This window comes from Bacillus sp. EB600 (genome assembly GCF_024494385.1).
Lineage (GTDB): Bacteria > Bacillota > Bacilli > Bacillales > Cytobacillaceae > JAEVLT01.
On record NZ_JAEVLT010000003.1, the window covers coordinates 210,885 to 229,760 of the forward strand.

At 32.5% G+C, this 18,876-nt stretch carries 14 protein-coding genes and 1 pseudogene; 12 read left to right on the forward strand and 3 right to left on the reverse strand.

The window, feature by feature from the left end; genetic code table 11:
- Nucleotides 1-30: 30 nt before the first annotated feature.
- The 6 genes from JN080_RS05305 (at nucleotide 31) to JN080_RS05330 (ending at nucleotide 5,133) form a co-directional block, all read left to right on the forward strand.
- Nucleotides 31-1,134, forward strand: coding sequence for a glycosyltransferase (locus JN080_RS05305; RefSeq protein ID WP_256234879.1), 1,104 nt, complete (start codon nucleotides 31-33; stop codon nucleotides 1,132-1,134).
- A gap of 5 nt (nucleotides 1,135-1,139) precedes the next feature.
- Nucleotides 1,140-1,625 (forward strand): PssD/Cps14F family polysaccharide biosynthesis glycosyltransferase, encoded by a 486-nt coding sequence (gene pssD / locus JN080_RS05310; protein WP_256234880.1) that lies wholly within the window; start codon nucleotides 1,140-1,142, stop codon nucleotides 1,623-1,625.
- Nucleotides 1,622-2,104, forward strand: coding sequence for a PssE/Cps14G family polysaccharide biosynthesis glycosyltransferase (gene pssE, locus JN080_RS05315; protein WP_256234881.1), 483 nt, complete (start codon nucleotides 1,622-1,624; stop codon nucleotides 2,102-2,104). Before pssD ends, pssE begins: the two co-directional genes overlap by 4 nt.
- A gap of 158 nt (nucleotides 2,105-2,262) precedes the next feature.
- On the forward strand, nucleotides 2,263-3,693 hold the full coding sequence (locus JN080_RS05320; protein ID WP_256234882.1) for an ArnT family glycosyltransferase: 1,431 nt from the start codon (nucleotides 2,263-2,265) through the stop codon (nucleotides 3,691-3,693).
- Between the two features lie 51 nt (nucleotides 3,694-3,744).
- The gene (locus tag JN080_RS05325) at nucleotides 3,745-4,134 is read left to right on the forward strand and encodes a GtrA family protein (protein WP_256234883.1); all 390 of its coding nucleotides are present in this window, start codon (nucleotides 3,745-3,747) and stop codon (nucleotides 4,132-4,134) included.
- Nucleotides 4,135-4,146: 12 nt separating this feature from the next.
- Nucleotides 4,147-5,133: a glycosyltransferase family 2 protein gene (locus JN080_RS05330; protein ID WP_256234884.1), complete on the forward strand. Its 987-nt coding sequence runs from the start codon at nucleotides 4,147-4,149 to the stop codon at nucleotides 5,131-5,133.
- Between the two features lie 139 nt (nucleotides 5,134-5,272).
- Here JN080_RS05330 and JN080_RS05335 read toward each other — a convergent pair.
- The 3 genes and pseudogenes from JN080_RS05335 to JN080_RS05345 form a co-directional block, all read right to left on the reverse strand.
- Nucleotides 5,273-6,802: pseudogene (locus JN080_RS05335) on the reverse strand (glycosyltransferase family protein).
- Between the two features lie 395 nt (nucleotides 6,803-7,197).
- Entirely contained in the window at nucleotides 7,198-9,297 is a 2,100-nt protein-coding gene (locus JN080_RS05340; RefSeq protein WP_256234885.1) for an LTA synthase family protein, read from the reverse strand.
- 96 nt (nucleotides 9,298-9,393) lie between these two features.
- On the reverse strand, nucleotides 9,394-10,731 hold the full coding sequence (locus JN080_RS05345) for an O-antigen ligase family protein (protein WP_256234886.1): 1,338 nt from the start codon (nucleotides 10,729-10,731) through the stop codon (nucleotides 9,394-9,396).
- A gap of 197 nt (nucleotides 10,732-10,928) precedes the next feature.
- On the opposite strand from JN080_RS05345, the gene murJ reads away from it, so the two are divergent.
- The 6 genes from murJ to JN080_RS05375 all read left to right on the forward strand — a co-directional run bounded on the left by murJ (nucleotide 10,929) and on the right by JN080_RS05375 (nucleotide 18,737).
- A complete protein-coding gene (gene murJ, locus JN080_RS05350) occupies nucleotides 10,929-12,470 on the forward strand; it encodes a murein biosynthesis integral membrane protein MurJ (RefSeq protein ID WP_256234887.1) in 1,542 nt (513 codons plus the stop codon).
- Nucleotides 12,463-13,632 (forward strand): glycosyltransferase, encoded by a 1,170-nt coding sequence (locus JN080_RS05355; protein WP_256234888.1) that lies wholly within the window; start codon nucleotides 12,463-12,465, stop codon nucleotides 13,630-13,632. Before murJ ends, JN080_RS05355 begins: the two co-directional genes overlap by 8 nt.
- Nucleotides 13,633-13,883: 251 nt before the next feature.
- Nucleotides 13,884-15,347, forward strand: coding sequence for a glycosyltransferase family 39 protein (locus JN080_RS05360; protein ID WP_256234889.1), 1,464 nt, complete (start codon nucleotides 13,884-13,886; stop codon nucleotides 15,345-15,347).
- Nucleotides 15,348-15,663: 316 nt separating this feature from the next.
- Complete coding sequence (locus JN080_RS05365) at nucleotides 15,664-16,401, forward strand: WecB/TagA/CpsF family glycosyltransferase (protein WP_256234890.1); 738 nt, start codon at nucleotides 15,664-15,666, stop codon at nucleotides 16,399-16,401.
- A gap of 37 nt (nucleotides 16,402-16,438) precedes the next feature.
- Complete coding sequence (locus JN080_RS05370; protein ID WP_256234891.1) at nucleotides 16,439-17,545, forward strand: glycosyltransferase; 1,107 nt, start codon at nucleotides 16,439-16,441, stop codon at nucleotides 17,543-17,545.
- A 130-nt stretch (nucleotides 17,546-17,675) separates the two neighbouring features.
- Complete coding sequence (locus JN080_RS05375; RefSeq protein ID WP_256234892.1) at nucleotides 17,676-18,737, forward strand: glycosyltransferase family 4 protein; 1,062 nt, start codon at nucleotides 17,676-17,678, stop codon at nucleotides 18,735-18,737.
- The last annotated feature ends 139 nt before the right edge of the window (nucleotides 18,738-18,876 follow it).

Sequence of the window (18,876 nt, forward strand, 5' to 3'; positions counted from 1 at the left end):
GGGAAGATGATATAATAGGATGATTGAAAAATGAATGATAAAAAAGTTCTCGTCATAACAAACATGTATCCTGGCAAGGAAAACCCGAGTTTTGGTATTTTTGTAAAAAATCAAGTGGATGCCTTAAAACAAAGAAATTTACAAATGGATGTACTAGCCATCACGAATCCAAAGAGTGGAAAGGTGAATGTCATAAAAAAATACTTTATCTGGTTTTTCAGGGCTATTTTAATATTATTGACAAAGGGAAAAAAATATCAAGTTATTCATGCACATTATGTATTTCCCAGTGGGTACATAGGGCTTTTATTTAAAAGGTTGCATAAATCCAGGTTGATTGTAACTGCCCATGGCGGAGATCTTGATAAAATGGCGAAAAAGAGCCCGAAGCTATTAAAGCTGACAACAACCATTTTACAATCAGCAGATCATGTAATTGCTGTTGGTGATCAACTTTACCATCAAATTGTGACGGATTATTCCGTTAACGAGCAAAATGTATCGATTCTTAATATGGGGGTAAACCGTCATATTTTTAAGCCTGTAGATAAGCAGCTTGCTAAGGAACAATGTGGATTAACTGGGGAGGCACCGATTATTCTTTTTGTCGGCAATTTGATCGAACAAAAAGGACTGCTGGATTTGATTGATGCAATGGTTATACTGCAATCAGAAGAAACAAATGGCCAGCTGTATTTGATCGGAGCCGATAAAGACCCGGCTTTTAAAAAAAGACTGGAACATAAAATAATGGAAGAACATTTGCAAAAAAGGGTTAGATTTCTTGGGATAAAAGAACAAGCTGAAATTGCCACATGGATGTGTGCGGCTGATTGTCTTGTTTTGCCTTCGCATATTGAGGGGTTTGGACTTGTTGCATTGGAAGCTATGTCTTGTGGAACACCTGTTATTGGGACGAATGTGGGGGGGCTAAGATATTTATTGGCGAAAGGTGCCGGGGAAATAACACCTGTCCTAAACCCCGAGGCACTTGCAAAATCAATATTAAATGTACTTTATTCTAAGGAAAAAAGAAATCTTTTAATCAAAAATGGAAACAAAAAAGCAGAGGAAAATGACCAGGAACGAATCATCAATCGACTAATGGAAGTTTATTTTCCTACTGGAGGGTAGGAGCTATGAAAGGCAGTACAGTTAAGAGAAAAAAAGTGTTATTTATCTCTTCATTAGGAGGACATCTTACACAATTGCTGCAGTTAAAACCACTTTTTGAAGAATATGAATACCATATAATTACGGAAAAATCGATTATTACTGAAGACTTAAGCAAGCAATACCATATGTCTTTTTTGATGTACGGGGCGAGGAATTATTTATTTAAATATATTTTTAAATTCAGTTTTAATATCATAAAATCTTTTTACTATTTTTTTAGGGTAAAGCCAGATGTAATTGTAACTACAGGTGCACATACAGCAGTACCGATGTGTTACATAGCTAAACTTTTTAAGAAAAAGGTAATTTTTATTGAGAGTTTCGCAAAAACTTCTACTCCAACTATGTCAGGGAAACTCGTCTATCCAATAGCCGATTTATTTATTGTCCAATGGCAGGAAATGAAAAAGCACTACCCGAATGCTGTTTATGGAGGTTCAATCTATTGATATTAGTAGTCTTAGGAACACATGAGCTTCCTTTTTACAGATTGCTAAGAGAAATAGATAAGCAAATTTCCGCTGGTAATATAAAGGAAGAGGTTATTGTTCAGGCAGGTCATACGAAATACCAGTCACCTAACATGGATATATTTGATTTTACAACATATGAGCATATGGCAGATTTATATCGGAATGCAGCTTATATCATTACACATGGTGGAACAGGTTCAATCACTATGGGGATGAAAATGGGAAAAAAGGTGATTGCTGTACCACGCTTAGTGAAATACGGTGAGCATAATGACAATCATCAGATAGAAATTGTTAAACAGTTCTATGAAACCGGACATATCCTTTACTGGAATGAACCGATGGATTTAGCAGATGTACTCTGCCAGGGTGAAATCTTTAAACCCGCAATGTTTAAAAGTGGAAACAAGAAAATATTATCTTTAATTAAGGAATTTATTGATGGGAAATGCTAATCGAGTAGGGATATTACTCATTAGTATTTCAATACTTATAACAAGTCGACAAATTACCGATTTTTTGCCAAATAACGAGAAAAAAGTGATCTTTTTACACATTTTACTTATAGTAACCATGAATTTTTTGGTTTTAGGTTAGTGAGGTATATTTATTAATGCAGATTAGAGAGAGTATAGCTGGGAGTATTTTATCAAAGGTATTAGTAATTTGCGGGTTTGTCATGTTTCTGTCCATTTCTTTTTTTTCCTTTCGAAGTTTGACCCCTGTCTTTAGTTCAAAAATAGTAATGATTGCAGAGGTTTTCTTTTTTTTATGCTTTATAGCAATAATTTCCTATTTGATTAATCGTTTCTTAACAACTCGCCGATATTTAATTCTTCTCATTATTCTTGGGGTGGGCATTAGGATTACATGGGTTTTATTAATTAAAACTATGCCTGCATCAGACTTCTCAATTATGTATGAAAGTGCTAAACAAGCAGCGAATGGGGATTATTCTTTTATTAGTAATGACTATTTTTCAAGCTGGGTATATCAGTTAGGCTTTACTTATTATGAGGCATTGGTCATAAAACTTTTTGGTGACCATATTATTGTACTTAAATTATTAAATGTTTTTTTTAGTATGGGTACAGCTATAATCATTTATCAGATTACGAAAAATGTTTTTAATGAATTTAGTGCAAGAACGGCTGCTTTACTATATACCTTTTATATCCCATCTATAATTTATTGTTCAGTTTTAACAAATCAACATCTTTCCACTTTTTTATTTTTTCTGGGTATGTATTTTCTAGTTGTTAAAGGTCTATCCGCAAGGAATAATTGGATCTTAATTGGCTTAGCGATAGGTTTAGGTAATATTATGAGACCAGCCGGAAGCTTCTTTCTACTGGCAATTTGTATGTATACTTTATTTTATCAAATATTCCCTTTAAGGAAGAAGAAAAGCATTAACTTTACAACAAGGCTGATTGGTGTATTAGCCGTTTATTTTTTAGTTCAACAATTGGTTAGTACAGGATTAATATATAGTGGTCTTAGTGATAAACCTTTATCCAATCAAAATCCTTATTGGAAATTTGCTGTAGGGCTAAATTATTATTCTAATGGTACCTGGAATCTGGATGACCAAAACTATGTTGGCAAATTTAAACTCGGGAAGGAAAGAAATGAGGCTGAGCTTTCCTTAATTAAAGAAAGATTACAGGATAAAAAGAAGATTTCTACATTATTTGTAAATAAATTTATTGCATTTTGGAGTGATCCCGATGCTTCTATTTCCTGGGCATTAGATAAAATAGACAAACCGGATTTAAAACAATTTTTGTTTAAATATGAGCGCATTATCTATATTAGTTCCTGTCTCTTTGCCATTGGATCTATCACTCTAATTAGAAAAAGAAATGAATTTTCACCAATACTATATATTTTGTTGAGCGGATATGTGGCTGTTCATTTAATGGTAGAAATACAGACTAGATATAGATTTGATATTTTGCCGGTGCTAATTATTTTTGCGGGCTATGGTGTAGACAGGTTTCATCTTTTTATACAAAAACAATTACGAAGGAACCTCATCTAGCTAGCCTTATTATGATAATTTTAAAACTAATAAATTTGTGAGAGGATACAAATGAGTAAATTATTTAAGTTTGGTTTTATTGGAATAATTAACACTGCTATTACTATTGTCAGTTATGCCTTTTTGGTTTATGCTGTAAGAATGAATTTTTTATTAGCAAATATCATTGCATATATATTAGGTATGATAAACAGTTATATTTGGAATAAAAATTGGGTATTTCAAGTAAAAGAGAATAATATCTCAATCTATATTAAGTTTATTACTGTTAATTTAGTTATGCTTGGATTTAATTCACTGGGTCTATATATTCTTGCCAGTATATTCAACTTAAACAAGTTAATTTCACAAATAATTGTAGTTGGTTTAGGATTATTTATTAATTTTATTCTTACAAAAACATGGACATTTGCACCAAAGAGGGCAGATTCTAAGAGTTAGGAGAAGTAAATAATGAAAGAGTTAATATCAGTTGTTGTTCCTATGTATTTTGAAGAAGAGGTAGCTCAAGAGTGCTATAATCGTTTAAAGAAAGTTATGGATGATAATAAAATTAACTATGAATTTGTTTTTGTCAATGATGGTAGCACTGATAAAACAATGGATATATTAAAAAATATTGCAACAGAAGATCATAGATCGAAAATAGTGAACTTTTCCAGGAATTTTGGTCATCAAAATGCAGTAACGGCAGGAGTTGACCATGCAAGTGGTGATGCTATTGTTATTATTGATGCAGATTTACAAGATCCACCTGAATTAATACCTCTACTTATTGATAAATGGAAAGAAGGATATGAAGTTGTCTATGCAAAACGTAAGGCAAGAAAAGGAGAGACTTTTTTTAAGTTAATTACTGCTAAAGCCTTCTATCGTTTTTTAAACTATATGTCTGATATTGATATTCCTAAGGATACAGGAGATTTCCGCATTATTGATCGTAAAGTAGCAGATGTCTTTAGAGGAATGACAGAGAGAAACCGGTTTATCCGTGGGATGATTTCCTGGGTTGGTTTTAGGCAAACATATATTGAATATGAAAGAGATGAGCGCTTTGCAGGTGAAACAAAATATCCGCTCAAAAAAATGATCAAATTTGCTTCTGACGGAATCATTGCCTTCTCATCGAAACCGTTAAGAATTGTCATGAGTTTAGGTTTGTTTTCAGTCCTGATCTCAATTGTTATATTCTTCTATTCAATAATCGTCAAATTAATGGGGTACCAAATTGGCTCTGGCTGGGCTTCTATAATGGTTGCCATCTCCTTTTTTAGTGGGATTCAGTTATTAGGTCTTGGAATTATAGGTCAATATATAGCCAGAATATATGATGAAAGTAAAAACAGACCTATTTACATTGTTAAAGAAAAAATAAACATTGATGAATTAACCAATTATCAGGAAAATGAAAAGTCGAAAGATACTTTGGTGAAATTCTAAAAATCTGTTGATGTGTAGTGTAAAGTGTCCACTATGGAAATTAAAAAACCAGGTGTTAGAGACGGTTATGACGCACTTCAATTTAGCACTTGGATATTTTTGGAATTTAAATAAGAGTAGGTTATTTCATAACCTACTCTTATTCTTGTTTAGGAGATTTATTTTTCCTTTTAATAAATGTAAAAACTTTATAAAATCCCAGAGAAGCAGGAATATTCATAATTGCAAATGCTTCATAACTATAATGTGGAGCCGTTTCCCATAATAATAAAAATATAAAAACAATTAATGTACTAATTATGAAGATGCGCAATACTTCTGCTTCAGAACCATTCAACTTTTTATAAAAAATGATTGTTGTCAGCATACCTACCAGAATAAATAATTTTATTATGTATGAATATAAATTAAAATTCTTATACCATTTTGATGAGGTATTTGACACTATATCCGTAATGATGTTGTTTTTTTGTTTAAACCATTGTCCAACTCGGTACATTGAAAATTGACTGGATATCCACTCCCTTTCAATTTTTTCATTTAAGTGGCTTATGTAACCGGAAACCCCGAATTCATCAAACCTTTGCACAATTATCTTTTTATTGTAACTGTCCTTTTCTTTTGTATTCGTAATATAGGAGGGATATGTTACATCTTTTTCATTCCAGACTCCGTATGTCTGTTTGTTTAGGCCCATTTTTATCCAATGGGAATAAGGGATCTTGATTGTATTATTATCTGTGTTCATGTTAAAGTTTGTTGTAGCTGTATTAAAAGTAACAACTATAATCATACAAATAAGAACACTGCTTAACACACTTAGAGATTTTAATTTACGGTATCTTATCAGATTTTCAAAAAGAATAGCTATAAATGTAGAGAGTGCAGTTGGTCTAATAAGAAAAGTGCAAGCTGAAAATAAGCCTAATGCTGTACACCAAACAATCTTTTTTTTACATGAGTTTGCTGTTTTTAACTGTAAATAAGCATATAAATGTTGCGGAAAGAAAAGCCAAAACGGTTGTATGTGTATAGAAAACGGGTGCTTGCCAATATATAAATATATTCAGAAAGGACAACATTATAGAAATGTGGGCGGCCTTAAAATTTGTAATTTTTTTACAATTAGAGTATTTAAAAAAATACTGCAGGTAATTGATATTATAGGCAGTACCTTAATGGCAAAATCGACACTATTTAATAACCTTGATACATATCCTGCGATTAATACAAGATGTGTATTGTAGGGATACGCTAAAAGTTGATTCATTTTTAGAAAATTATCATCGCCATTAAAAACAGAAACTACTCCCTGTTTTATGATCGCATAGTCTCCCACAACTGGATTAAAAGCAATTGAGGTAATAATGATTTCAGATAATAAAATGATTAGGAGGAAGAATAAAATAACTACATTTGTAAAGGTATTAGTTAATTTGTTAATAAATAATTTATAATAAATTAGAAAAAATCCAAAAAGGATAAGAGTCCATTTTGTAACATTTAAAATTTTCCTTGAAGTATAATGCTCCGTTGGATATGGGAAATTATTCACCATCACTACGGTTTCAGGAATAAAAAACTTTATTACAACGATCGAAAAAATAATAAAGAAAAGGATCATGATTGCAGCGGCATACGTTTTTTCCACCAAAGTTCTAAAAGTCATAATGCAACCTCTTACTAAATAAATTATGTAGATGTAATTATCCTTCAAATGATATAGCAGCGGTATAGATATGTCAAATTATAATTTGTTCAGCTAAAATGATTGTAATTTAAGGATTAAGAGGCACCTCTCTAGGTAGTTCCTTAATTTGATGAAAAAGATAAATCACATTATGTATAGCTGATTGTACAAAAAATAGTAAGATTTTTTGTACTGGAACAAAGTGAAACAAGAAAGATGGGATGTCTCAAAAGGAAAGGGTCTGCCCCCTACGAAATAATATACCGTGAAAGATTTCTATGTCTTTCACGGTATATTTAGCTTGATCAGGAAGCAGACCCACTTGGATTAAAAATCATGTAAAGAATTATCGCTTTTTAGATTAATCAATCTATCTATTTTTGAATCTTTGTTAGATGGTTGCTGTAGGCGAGTAATTTATTCTGGTTATCAAAGATTTTCATTACAACATCGGCTGGTTTCGCTCCCTTTGGTATAAATGCATAGAGCACATTTGGGCTTTTAAAAATCGATCCAACAGCTTGTCCGTTAACATAAACCTGGCTGCTTGTTGTAAAATGATTCCCCTTTAGGAGTAGTACCTTTTCTCCGGTTGTATAGGTAGTTACTTCAGCGCTGCTAATATGTGGATCAGCGTAACCAAGACGGTATGTTTTGCTAGGTTTGTCATTCACCTTTTCTTTCTTTAGGCCATACTTACTGCCAAACATAATATCATATTGCAATTGCTGGTATTTTGCCATATCACTTTTTGTAAGTTGAGAGTGATTAATATAATCAAGTCTAGGTAAAAATCCTTTTCCGTCTTTTTGTAATTGATTTAGATAATCTGTCAGGTAATATCCTTTTAACCCAGCCTGATCGAGAAGATATGGTCCAAGAAAAGGAGCACTTATATTTAAACTTTGTTTTTTATTATCATAATTGTTCCAAATAAGAAGAGGAGTTTGAAACATTTTCTTATATTGATCAAAGGTTTGATCATTTTTAAAATAATTTGCTTCTTTATAGACTAGATAGTTATCACCTAGGAGTGGTAAGTGATCTCCAAAATAGGCAACAATCGTTTTCCTCTTTGTATTTTGTAAGTAAGTAATCAATTTTTCGAGCTGTTTATCCACTTCAACCATATTATCCGCTTGGAATTCGAGAATATTTTTGGCCTCAGGAGAAAATTTATCGCCTGATTTATTTAGCTCTGCTTCCATTGAGGCATAATATTTTTTTCTGTCTGCAGGGTATGGGCCGTGATTTTGCATGGTAATTGCATAGATGAAATTGGGTTTATCGCTGTTATTCTCTAATCGCTTGATAATCTCATCTGTAATTTCATTATCCCTGTAATAGTACAAATCCTGCATAGGCTGCGGGAAAAACTCTAGACTAAGGAAGTTGTCAAATCCTAGATCTTTTAGTACAGTTTCACGCTGATAGAACCAGTTAAAATATGGATGAATAGCTACACTTTGATACCCCTGGTTTCTTAAAATATTCGGCAGAGCAGGTAAAGGGTTATGAATATATTGAATATATGGGACTGAGCCAATTGGTAAAAACTGATTAGTCATTCCTGTTAATACTTCAAATTCGGTATCGACGGTACCACCCCCATAGACAGGAACGTTTAAAGAACCATGGGTTGAATTGCTGTATATTTGATGAAAGAACGGAAGAGGATCCTTATTAAAAGTTACGTTTTTTAATAAGGTAGGATCCCAAAACGCTTCACTTTGGATGATAATAATGTTTGGCTTTTCATCTTCGTTGTTCGGCTGATCTGGGGGTATTTGCTTAATGATACTGTCTATTTTGGTAGAAGAATATCCAGCAGGTATAGTAGGATGCATGTAATAAATATTTCTAATAAAACTTAATAGAACTCCATTTGTTTGGTAATTTTCTTTTTGGTTATAATGGTTGACTTGAATATTAAATGAATTATACAAGACACTTGAATTTGCATAAGCATCTTGGTAAAAAAAGAAGCCAAACAAAAGAACGAACAGTGCCGGTAACAAATAATAACGTTTCGATTTCTTGTCATTCTTAATTTTTCTAAATCCATAGATAAGCAAACAAATAAAAGAAATAATTCCTATGACAATGATTATGATAGAGGTAGTAGAAATATTAGCAAAATATTGAAGCATATTTTTAGCTTCACTTGTCATACTTAAGTCGGTAGGGAGAAGGGGATCTCCTCTAAGCTTTTCTTTTGTATAACTGGAAAAGGCTAAAAGACAAAAAATTGTATTAATAAGAATCGTAAGCAGGAAAAATGTTCTATAGTTGAAAATTAATAAAGCTCCGTGCAACAGAAAAAGAAAAAAAAGAAGATAAAAAGCCCCAGAGGGTTCCGTTTTTAACCAGCTCAAAAAGCTTGATAAGCTTCCCCGATAAATAATCTCAATTAAAATGAATGACGCAAAGGAAACTAAGGTTGAAATTACAAGCTGTTTTTTTATACCTTTCACTTTCTAAATTACCTACTTTCATTAATTAGTTACCTATAACATTATATGTTTCTAAATAAAAATAGGAAAGGACTTCTTATATGAAGTCCTAAATTTTCAATATTCTAATTTGGAATTTAAGAATGAAACTAAAACTGCTAAGTAGATACTAACTCCTGGCGCAGTTAAAACATGTCCAGCCATATAAGCAATTCCAACACCTAATATAATTGCCAAACCAATGAAAATATTCTCGTAATGAAAATTTCTTCTAAAATGAGAAAATATATTTATTAGAGCACGTATTAGGAAAAAAAGTAATGGTGCGATAAATATTAATGACCCTATGATCCCAAATGAGAAAAATAGATCATGAAAGTCCATTTCTACCATTTTGGGGTTTGTCTTATAATTCCCCCCATATCCCATCCCAAATAACTTCTGACTCACAGGAGCATGGCTAAAGTAGTTCTTCTGATCATGTAAAAATTTTTCACGCCCGCTGAATACAAGATTTTGAACCTGTGCATCAGTAACGTGATTCACTTCCTTTTTTTCATGATTTTTTTCAGCTTTTGGTTGATCAATGTTTTTATTTATACCAAGCCAGGACATTTGAATGTCCATGTTTTTTGCAATTGGTGAAAAGGGGGTATAGAAAATTACACCCAGTAAAAAAAAGAATGTTAACAATATATTTACATAAGGGATCTTTTTAAACTCTTTATTCGGAACTCCAAAGTTATTTAGCAATGAGAAGATTAATCCTATGCATAATACTAATAAAATTGTAAGATAACCGACTTTTGTTCCGAGAGATAAAAGTGAAAATATGACAAGGAAAACAGGAATCCAGTACCACTTCGACTTTTTCAATGCAGTGAGAACAATAATTGGAAATCCCATGGCAAGTATTGCACTGAGTTCATTTCCAGCATAAAACCATCCTATATACCCTGCTTTTCCACCTTCATAGCTTTGGTAAGAGGTACCAGTGACTGCCGCTATTACCATTACAATTCCAATTATCGTCATCGCATATACAATGTAATTTAAAATTTTACTTTTAAGTAATTCTTTTTCGACCGACTTAAAAACAACAGAATAAGCAAAAAGCATAACAAGAAAATAACAAGTTTTTAAAATAAATTTTAGTTCCTCGGAAATTGAAAACGGGCTTTTTACATAAAAATTGTTAATTAAGTTAATACAAAGTATTACAAATAAAACAATAAGATATGAAATGATCCTCTTTTTATTGGGATATTTTCTTAAGAAAAAAAGATAAAAAAGACCAAAAAATAAAACAGCAAACCGTACTAGTAATCCAATCGTTAGGCTCGACTGAAGAAGCCGAAGCGACAGTGATGTAATAAGATCCAAGAAGGGCTGTATTAATATAAATAATAACAGCAAGTATTCGGGCATCTTAAAACGTGATTCATTAAATGGCATATGAGATAACCTCTCTCATTCAATAATATAGTAGTTCAAACATACTTTTTAGAATACAATATTTTTTAGGGGAAGTAAATTCATACTTACAATTTTAAATATTATGTTTATATTACATAATTAGTTTTGTTGAATTATAATTCCACATTCTTTATAATTAGTTGGTTATTATAAACAAAGTATTTGGAGATTATCTCATGAAAAACTCACTTGTTAAATCAGTAGGAATTATCACGATTATTGCAATTATTAGTAAAGTATTAGGCTTTGGCAGAGATATGCTGATGGCTGCTTACTTTGGAGCATCGTATGTTACAGATGCATACAATGTAGCTTCTATCATACCTGTGTTACTATTAACAGCTATTGGTATGGCAATTATTTCGGGAATGGCGCCTATTTATGCTGAGGCAAAATCGAAGAGCATGATAGAGGCAAAGAATGTTATAAGTGTTTTGGCGACAGTGTTCCTTATTATCTCTGTTGCTGTAACGATTCTCTTTTTTATTTTTACACCTGTTATTACCAAAATTGTAGCTCCCGGCTTTAATCCTGAAGAGGCACGGTTAACAAGCCAATTAACGATGATTATGCTTCCAAGCTTTTGTTTTCTAGTACTTGCATCACTGACCCAGGGGATTTTAGAATATGAAAAGAACTTTGCACCTCCTGCATTTGTTGCAATCCCGCAAAATATTTTGATCATTATTGCAGTAATGTTCCTATCAACGAAATATGGTATCTACGGAATTGCAGTAGCTACGTTATTGGGAGCTGTACTCCAATTTTTTATTCAGTATCCATTTATAAGAAAGTACAATGTACTTGGCTTTAACTTTCATTTTATAAAATATCAAAAGGTGATTTCTAGTTCATTTAAATTATTTGCACCTATTATCATTGCGTCGGTTGCTTATCAAGTGAATGCGGTTGTAGATAGAATGGTTTCTTCCCATCTCGCTGAAGGAAGTGTATCTGCTTTAAACTATTCCAATAAACTAATGTATTTGCCTTTAAGTATCGTTTTATTATCACTTGTTACTGTTCTTTATCCTGGAATTGTCGATGCTATCGTAGATAAAGGGAAAAGACTTCCAGGATTAATATTTACGGGGATAAATGTTATTACATTTATTGGAATCCCAATTACCGTTGTTATGTTGGCAGAAAGTCAAACGCTAGTAGATTTTGCCTATAAAAGGGGCGCATTTGATACAACCGCTTCAATAATGACTAGTAAATCTTTTTATTTCTATAGTTTTGGAATGGTTTTTGTGGCCATTAAAGAATTCCTCAATCGTTGTTTTGTTGCTTTACGGGAATCAAAGGTTACGATGATAGTGAGTATTGTAACTGTAGCGCTAAACGTGGTATTAAGTATCGTCCTCTCACGATTTTTCGATGTTGGCGGTATAGCTTTAGCTTCATCAATTGCAATGTTTGCGCAAGCTGTTCTCTTATTTAGCTATTTACCGAAAAAGATAAGGATTGATACAGATGAATTGAAGAACTTTTTTTTAAGCTTTACTAAGTTAATTGTGACCTCTATAGTTCTCTATTTCATTGTCAACTTGGTTAATGATAGTTACAAAGAGTTACCATTACTACTAAGGTTTGCAGTTACAACCATCATTTCATTTGTGGTATACGGAATCATTGCATGGCTATTAAAATTAAAAGAAATGTCCTGGATAATAAGTTTTATTAAATCGAAGCGAAGGAGTAAAGCTAATGGCTAATCAAGCTTCAAAAATTATGATAGCAACATCTGCAGGAGATTGGGAGGGTATTCAGCACCGTCCTCATCACTTTATGAAAAGAGCTGCTAAAAGCAACAGAACTGTTATCTATGTGGACCCACCTGTTACACTGCTGGGTCCATTAAAAAATAAAAACCTTTTGGCAAACTGGAAAAGATGGTTAAAAGGGCTAGTAAAAGTAGAGGAAAACTTATTTGTACTAAGTCCCCCCCCAACACTGCCTTTTGGGAGTAAATATCGGTTTATAAATAAAATCAATCAGTTTTTTCTTTCGAAATCAATAAAAAAAGAATTGTCAACGTTTAATGGAGAAGATTTAGAGTTGTACTCATTTTTGCCCGGCTCAGTAGATCTAATAAAACATATTCCTTTTAACAATGTATATTATGACTGTGTGGATGATCATGCTTCTTTTACAGGATTAATCAATCCTAAAGTCATACATACTATGGAAAAAGAACTAGTAGAGAAAGCAGATGTCTGTTTTGCAACTGCAAGCCAGCTTATTGAAGACCGGAAGGAATGGAGTACTAACTTTCATCTCATTCCCAATGGAGCGGAATATGAACATTTTGCCGTTGTTCAGGAAGAAAAGCTGCTGTTGCCGAGTGATATGGAGAATATCGCCAAACCCATTATTGGCTTTTATGGCGGTATTAGCGATTGGATTAATTTGGATATTATTGCCGATGCTGCCCGGAAACTTACAGAATGCTCATTTGTTCTGCTGGGACCAATTGACACGGATATCAGCCAATTCAAAGATTTAGCTAACGTTCACTTTTTAGGTTCCAAACAATATAATCGCCTCCCAAACTATATTCAGCAGTTTGATATTTGCTTAATTTCTTTTAAAATTAATAAGCTTACTAAAAGTGTGAACCCTATTAAAATGTACGAATATTTGTCTTCTGGAAAACCGGTTATTTCAACACCTCTACAGGAAGTTTTACATTATCGGGATGTGATTGAAATTGTGACTAATTCGGAAGAATTACTAAATGCAATATCTAGAATTATTGATGTTAAAGAGAATTTCAATTCACCAGAAGCAATTAAGAAACGTCAAAAAGTTGGAAAAGAAAATTCGTGGGATTCACGCTGGGAAAAGGTACTATCCTTAATTGGTGGAAGTAAATAGATTTTCATTAGAGGATTTTTAAAAGCTAAAAGCAGGATAACCGTCTAAAACGATTATCCTCTTTTTCAGTTACTGAAGAGGATTGATTTGGAATAGGCATATGGACTTTAAAATTATAGAATGATTTTTGTGAATTATTTGTAAATATTAAAAAGAAGAGCGAAAAAATTAATCTATTTAAAATTTCTATGTGTATATTCTATTAGGAAATAATCGGTAAAAGGAGTGAAATGATTGTACAAATTTTTTGAATGGCTCTCAGATTTCTCACAAGAACGATTTATGTTATTTATGGAATCTTTGCTGGAATTTTAATAATTAACTACATAACCGATTTTAGAAATAATTACTACATATACTTATTATTCGGTCTTTTGGTTTTGTGTCTTGCAGGAACATTTATTCTTGCAAAAGGATCATCTCTACTGCAACATTTTAATGAAAAAAAGATTTTTATTGTATTACTAATTATCTGTTTTGCCGTTAAAATGGCTTGGGTTTATTTCATTAGAATTGAACCACTTGTGGATTACGCTACTTTTTATTATACTGCAAAATCACTTAGTGATAGTTTTGTTATCCATAACAGATATGTTGCATTATTCCCGCATATTTTCGGTTACGCTTCATTTCTTAGCATTTTCTTTAAAATATTTGGAACAAGTTATCTGGTTCCACCGATTATTAATGTTTTCTTATCAACTATTTCAATGGGGTTGATATTCTTTTTATGTAAGAGGATTAGTGGATATAGAACTGCAATCATTGCAAGTTTACTGTGGATAATATTCCCGTCGCAGACTATTTACAATATGTTTGTTTTGTCTGAACCGCTTTATTGCACGTTCCTATTGTTGGCTTGGACGGTTATCGAGGTTATCAACGAAAAACTGACAAGGATTAACATTAAAAAACTTCTTATCTATGCTGTTTTTTTAGCTTTATTATTTACATTAATGAATATGGCACGTCCAATTGCAGCGGTACCATTAATTGCTCTAGCTATATGGATTTTTGTTGTGGATACAAGACACATCAGCCATAAAAAGATGTTTAGTAAGAAAACAATATACGTAGTGACTGTTATTATAAGTTATTTTATTTTATCCAATTTAGCAAACCATTACATATCAGCAAGATTGGGTGAAAAGATAGCAACAGTCCCAGGTTACAATATTTATGTGGGATTAAACATGGAAAGCTTAGGCCGATGGAATGAACCTGATTCAGCATTGCTTTTTCACTATAATGACCTTAAAGGTTGGACAGCTGAGGATGCTCAGAAACAAATGTTAGAGGAGGCAAAGAAAAGGCTGCAAAGTGGTAACATAGATTTTCCTAAGCTGTTTTATAATAAATTTTTGATCTTTTTAGGGGATGACAGTGCAGCAGCCGGATATGGAAATCCTGTACTGCATCACGCTGTGCGATATTCAATTATTTTGAACATTTTTTATTACTTCTTAATTTCCGCTTCATTATTTGGTGCATTAGTTGCATTTAAAAACAAAAATAAATCTCCTGTGTTCTTTATTTGTCTATATCTTATAGGATTAACACTAGCGCAAATGGTAGTAGAAGTAGCAGCAAGATATCACTATTCGGCAACCATTCCAATGGTTTTACTGGCGGCTTTAGGAATTAGCCATTTTGATGTTGCGAGGAAAGATGGGAATTTTAAAAGGGAAACGATACCTGTACAGAAAGATCTTTAATTGTACTAAATATAAGCTTGTAAAGAAAATAAATTTTCCATTCTCTACAAGCTTATTTTCTATTTAAAACAAAGTTATTTTTGACAATATTGTTGTCTTTTTGACAAATGCAACTAAGAATAAAAAATGTGTTATAATACTACTCGATTGAATATGAATGTCTGCGGTGAGGGCTTATAAAAATTCAAAAAGGATTAACTTTTAAAATTTACTATATTGAAAATAATAAATTATAAAACATGGAGTTTAATCAGAGCAATCACAAAAGATTGATGAAACGTTATAATTTATGAATGGATAGGAAAGAGTGATGATTTTGAATGATTGGCCTAAAATAAAGATTTTAAATATGTATTTCCATTCTTTTCGTGCTAGTGAGTTCATTAATGAGCTTGTGGACAGAATAAAAATTTCAAAAAAGACTTATATCGTTACTGCCAATCCCGAGATTGTTATGTATGCAGAAAAAGATGAAGAATACAAAAAATGCGTAGATCAGGCTGACTATGTAATTGCGGATGGAACAGGAGTCATTTTAGGTTCAAAAATTTTAGGTACTTCTTTACCGGAAAGAATAGCCGGCTTTGATTTAATGTGCTCGCTGCTTGAAATAGGAAGTCGCGAAGGATGGAGTGCATATTTTTTAGGGGCAAAAGAAGAAGTGGTTACAAAAGCACTTGCGAATGTAAAAGACATTTATTCGGGACTTACAATTGCAGGTTACCATAATGGTTATTTTAAAGACTCAGATTCTGATTCAATCGTTGATGAAATAATAATGAAAAGTCCAGATTTAATATTTGTTGCTTTGGGATTTCCAAGACAAGAAATGTGGATTTGTGAAAATTCAAAAGTTTTTAAAAAGGGTTTATTTATGGGGGTAGGAGGAAGTTTTGACGTCTTAGCGGGAACTGTAAAAAGAGCACCTGTTTTTTGGCAAAAAATGAATTTAGAATGGTTTTACCGATTAATACAGGAGCCCAAAAGATGGCGTAGAATGTTAGTTTTACCGTTATTTGTTATCGAAGTTCTTAAAAAAAGAGGCAAGAGATAAAACCGTTTTTTAGAGACTTAGAAGGGTTAGATAAGCGATGAAAGTACTTCACCTGAATGCAGGAAATGAAACCGGCGGTGGGATGGTTCATATTCTTTCCCTCCTTACAGAATTAATGAATGGTAAAGATCAGTTTATTTTAGGCTTATTTGAAAAAGGTTTATTTTACGAAAAAGCCATCAGTGCTGGAATAGAAACCGTTACCTTTGAACAAAGCTCTAGATACGACTTAAGTATTCTTTTTAAAATTATTCGTTTTATCAAAGAAGAAAAGATCGATATTATACATACCCATGGCGCCAGAGCTAACCTTTATGGTTACTTCATTCGAAAATTGACAAAGGTTACTTGGATGACCACTGTTCACAGTGATCCCCGTAATGACTTTTTAGGAAGAGGAATAATTGGAAATATTTTCACCAAACTAAATTTAGCTGTTCTGAAAAAACCAGATCATTATTTCGCTATTTCAAAGAGATTTACGGAAATGCTCGTTAGTTTTGGAGTTAGACTTGATAACATTTCCACTATTTTAAATGGGATTGATTTTCATAAAAAGAGAAATGGCAATCTTACTCGCGAGGATTTAAAGCTTTCTCCAGAGGATTTTGTCATCTTAATGATCGCAAGGTTTGATCCCGTAAAACGTCATGAGCTCGCAATTGAGGCCGTTGAAAGCTTTAGTGCACATCATCCAAAAACCAAATTTTTGTTAGTTGGAGATGGCCAAACAAAAAATGAAGTCGAAGAATTAGTTCGTCAAAAAGGTATTGAAGGTAATATAAAATTCTTAGGCTTTAGAGAGGATATCGAGGCGATTATTCGAGTAGCGGATATTACTCTATTAACATCCAAAACCGAGAGTTTTCCTTTAGTTCTCCTTGAATCCTCACGTGAAAAGGTTCCAGTGATCACAACTGACGTAGGAGGAGTCCGTGATATGATACCAGATTCTTCGTACAGCTTCGTTTTGGATGATGCAAATGTTAATACTATCAGAGATGCTCTTGAAGAGGTATTTGACCTTAAACAGGAGAAAAGACTTGAGCAGATGGGTGAAAAATTTTACAATTTTACATCAAAACGTTTTTCCGTTCAAGCATTTGCAGAGAGTGTTAATAATGTTTATAAAATGTATAAATAATGAAATATTGAAATATGTTCACTTCGTGATTGGACTGTGCTATAATCTCTTAGGATATAAGTTTTCTATTTAATTATTCTAATGTTCTATTATTCTATCAAATAGGAAATGTTTAATACGGAGGCGCTGTATGTTTTATTTAACATTAGTCATTTGTTTCTTCTCGGCAATACTCCTCACACCATTGGTCAAAAAGCTTGCGTTTAAAATTGGAGCAACAGATAAACCGAATTATCGAAAAGTTCATCAAAAAATTATGCCCCGGTTGGGCGGTTTAGCTATATTTATTAGTTTTATTATTGGAATATCAATTATTCACCCCGCTGCTGATTATCATTGGCCAATTGTTATTGGAAGTACCATCATTGTTATTACCGGTATGGTTGATGATGTGAAAGAAATTTCGCCAAAACTGAAATTGGCAGGACAAATTCTTGCAGCATTTATTGTTGTCGTATATGGTAATTTAAATGTTGAATTTATTAATTTACCATTCGGTGGGAAAATTACTTTTGGATTATTAAGTGTACCCGTTACAATGATTTGGATTATTGGTATAACCAATGCCATTAATTTAATTGATGGACTTGATGGATTGGCTGCCGGTGTTTCCTCGATTGCATTAATTTCTATTGCTGGAATGGCCATTGTTATGGGTAATATATATGTTGCGGTCATAGCTTTAATTGTTGTTGCTGGATCAGTTGGTTTTCTTTTTTATAATTTTCACCCTGCAAAGATTTTCATGGGTGATACAGGAGCGTTATTCCTAGGATTTATCATAGGAGTTCTCTCTCTTCTAGGTTTTAAAAATGTAACATTTATCTCTTTGATTATCCCGGTCATAATCCTTGGTGTTCCAATTTCAGATACATTCTTTGCAATTGTGCGAAGAATCATAAATAAACAACCGATATCAGCACCAGATAAATCTCATTTACATCATTGTTTATTGCGAACGGGATTTTCCCATCGGCAAACAGTATTACTTATTTATGCTATGTCTGCCATTTTTGGACTTGCTGCATTTATTTTCTCTTTAGCTACTTTATGGGGTTCATTAATTGTTCTTGGAGTTTTACTGATTACAATTGAAATTATTGTTGAAAAGGTTGGTTTAATTCGTGAGGATTATAAACCACTCTTAAAGTTTTTTAAAGGTCTGGGTACTGTAAACCTAAAGAATCGATAGTAAAATGTATATTATTACTTCCCTTACTCCAATTAGGAGTAAGGGTTTTTGTTTAAAACCGAAAATTTCTTACATGTTTATTTCGATGGTGTGGCACCTATTTCCTTTTTAAAAAATGTAGTTAGTATTAAATTTTCTG

What these genes read in the sequence shown, in the direction of transcription:
- JN080_RS05360 (WP_256234889.1), top strand. Translation starts at nt 13,884, where the DNA reads ATGGCTCTCAGATTTCTCACAAGAACGATTTATGTTATTTATGGAATC.
- JN080_RS05370 (WP_256234891.1), top strand. Translation starts at nt 16,439, where the DNA reads ATGAAAGTACTTCACCTGAATGCAGGAAATGAAACCGGCGGTGGGATG.
- murJ (WP_256234887.1), top strand. Translation starts at nt 10,929, where the DNA reads ATGAAAAACTCACTTGTTAAATCAGTAGGAATTATCACGATTATTGCA.
- JN080_RS05375 (WP_256234892.1), top strand. Translation starts at nt 17,676, where the DNA reads ATGTTTTATTTAACATTAGTCATTTGTTTCTTCTCGGCAATACTCCTC.
- JN080_RS05320 (WP_256234882.1), top strand. Translation starts at nt 2,263, where the DNA reads ATGCAGATTAGAGAGAGTATAGCTGGGAGTATTTTATCAAAGGTATTA.
- JN080_RS05355 (WP_256234888.1), top strand. Translation starts at nt 12,463, where the DNA reads ATGGCTAATCAAGCTTCAAAAATTATGATAGCAACATCTGCAGGAGAT.
- JN080_RS05345 (WP_256234886.1), bottom strand. Translation starts at nt 10,731, where the DNA reads ATGCCATTTAATGAATCACGTTTTAAGATGCCCGAATACTTGCTGTTA.
- pssD (WP_256234880.1), top strand. Translation starts at nt 1,140, where the DNA reads ATGAAAGGCAGTACAGTTAAGAGAAAAAAAGTGTTATTTATCTCTTCA.
- JN080_RS05305 (WP_256234879.1), top strand. Translation starts at nt 31, where the DNA reads ATGAATGATAAAAAAGTTCTCGTCATAACAAACATGTATCCTGGCAAG.
- JN080_RS05325 (WP_256234883.1), top strand. Translation starts at nt 3,745, where the DNA reads ATGAGTAAATTATTTAAGTTTGGTTTTATTGGAATAATTAACACTGCT.
- JN080_RS05330 (WP_256234884.1), top strand. Translation starts at nt 4,147, where the DNA reads ATGAAAGAGTTAATATCAGTTGTTGTTCCTATGTATTTTGAAGAAGAG.